We start from the raw sequence: 2324 nt of genomic DNA, 5'->3' as shown, positions 1-2324 counted from the left end.
TTCCTCCTTAGCTCAGTTGGTAGAGCGACGGACTGTTAATCCGCAGGTCGCTGGTTCGAGCCCAGCAGGAGGAGCCATATTAGAAGAAGCCGCATCACTTGATGCGGCTTTTTTGTATTAGTTTAAAGCTAAGCTCTCTCCTACTACCCACGAAATAACATAAGCGCTTTGATTATTAAAAACCGCTTACCGCAAGCTAACTATCGACTCACTAAGTAACCAGAAAATATTAACCACAAACGCGCGTGGCAAATGGTATGCCTTTCAACTAAAAAAAAAAGCCAGGTAAAAACCTAGCTTTTTAATTCAATCGGCCATCTCTGAAATCAGCTTAAACCACCAAGACAAATATACTTTGTCTCCAGATATTCATCGAGGCCTTGCTTAGCACCTTCCCGTCCAACACCCGACTCTTTAACTCCACCAAATGGAGCCACTTCAGTAGAGATGATCCCTTCATTAACTCCAACCATGCCGTACTCTAAACCTTCACTAAAAGTCACAATACGCTTCAAGCTATTCGTATAGAAATAGCAAGCCAAACCATATTCTGTATCGTTCGCCATTTCGAGAACTTGATAATCATTTTCAAAGGTAACAATAGGCAACACAGGCCCGAATAGCTCTTGCTGAACAATCGACATATTCTGCGTCACACTATCCAAAAGAACGGGCTCCATAAAGCGACCAGGCCGTCTCTGTGGAGAGTTAGCAATAGAGGCTCCTTCTTGTACAGCTTGATCGATCACCGCCTCTAGTCGATGCTTAGAGGCCATCGTAATAACAGGACCTAATGTGACGCCTTTCTCTAAACCATTTCCAAGCTTTAATTTGCTTAACTTCGACAATACTTTATCAATAAAAGCTTGTTTTACATTTTTATGAACATATAGCCGATTGGTACAAACACATGTTTGCCCTGCATTACGGAACTTCGACGCGACAAGCCCTTCCGCAGCCTCATCTAAGTCTGCATCTTCAAACACGATGAAAGGCGCATTACCACCCAACTCCATCGACACCGCCTTGACTGAATCACTGGCTTGCTTCATCAAAATTTTCCCAACGCGCGTAGACCCCGTAAAAGAGATCTTCTGAATCCTAGGATCAGTACTTAGTACTTGACCAAACTCAGCAGCCTGCTCCGACACCACGACAGAAAGCAGTTCTTTAGGGATACCAGCCTGATAAGCTAATTCAACAACAGCAATTGCAGTGAGAGGGGTAAGCTCTGATGGCTTGATCAACATGCCACAACCTGCCGCTAGGGCTGGTGCTGCTTTTCTTGTAATCATCGCAATAGGGAAGTTCCAAGGTGTAATTGCAGCGCATACTCCCACAGGCTGGCGAATTGCAGATAGACGTCTATCTGTCGTGGGGGCAGGAATAACTTCGCCATAAGCACGTTTTGCTTCTTCTGAGAACCACTCGACAAAAGAGGCACCATACATCACTTCCCCTTTGCTCTCAGCTAAAGGTTTACCCTGCTCTAAGGTAATAATCGTGGCTATGTCTTCTGCATTATCAAGAAGTAGTTGATACCACCCCCTCAAACGACGAGAGCGCTCTTTGGCACTTAATTTAGCCCAACGGACTTGCTCCGTTTTGCACTGACCAATGAGATCATCTAACTCATCAAGAGTACTAGGCTTTAACCGAATTAACTCTTGCTCAGTTGCAGGGTTGATGACCACAATTCCCTCTTCGGAAGACCATTGCTTAAATACAGATTTCAGCGTTTCATTTTTTATTTGTTGCATCATCAAACATACTCCTCAAGAACTCCTCTTAGGTTAATCGCTACTAGCAAGTTCAGCAAAGAAAACAAAGTTTTCTAAAAGGCATTAATTTTCGGAAGACTTAGATCTCTTCCTCACTATACTTCGGGAAATTGCGCAATCCACGCAACGACGGCCCCGCTCTAAACATGGAAGCAATGAATGTTTGAGAAATAAGATGTAGAAAATTATTGTTTAAGAGAGACGCTAACAAAACACGCAGTGAGGAAGACTATTCATTCTACTACGGTTGAGGGCGAGTGTTATAAAGACTCATTGTTCAAATGACCAATCTTTCAACGAGGACATGATACAAACTCGGAGTAATTAGAAGTGCAGGCAGCAGGCTCATCTTCCTGAGAAACTCATGCGCCAATAGGGTAAAGAAAGTCGTATTGTCTCGCCTTCAATGTGTAAATGCATTTCTAGGGGACACGACCAAACGAAAAAGCCCCAGTCTTTCGACTAGGGCTTAATATAAGTGGCGGAGTGGACGGGACTCGAACCCGCGACCCCCGGCGTGACAGGCCGGTATTCTAACCAACT

At 44.2% G+C, this 2324-nt stretch carries 1 protein-coding gene and 1 tRNA gene; one reads left to right on the top strand and one right to left on the bottom strand.

What is annotated here, in order from left to right; genetic code table 11:
* Window position 1 precedes the first annotated feature (1 nt).
* A tRNA-Asn gene (locus R7Z41_RS23630) sits at window positions 2-77 on the top strand.
* A 249-nt stretch (window positions 78-326) separates the two neighbouring features.
* Here R7Z41_RS23630 and R7Z41_RS23625 read toward each other — a convergent pair.
* The gene (locus R7Z41_RS23625) at window positions 327-1763 is read right to left on the bottom strand and encodes an NAD-dependent succinate-semialdehyde dehydrogenase (RefSeq protein ID WP_017635617.1); all 1437 of its coding nucleotides are present in this window, start codon (window positions 1761-1763) and stop codon (window positions 327-329) included.
* Between the last annotated feature and the right edge of the window lie 561 nt (window positions 1764-2324).

Source organism: Vibrio sp. 1457, from assembly GCF_033340195.1.
GTDB lineage: Bacteria > Pseudomonadota > Gammaproteobacteria > Enterobacterales > Vibrionaceae > Vibrio > Vibrio alginolyticus.
Note: the sequence above shows the minus strand (reverse complement) of the source record. Positions and strands in the feature narration are given on the sequence as shown.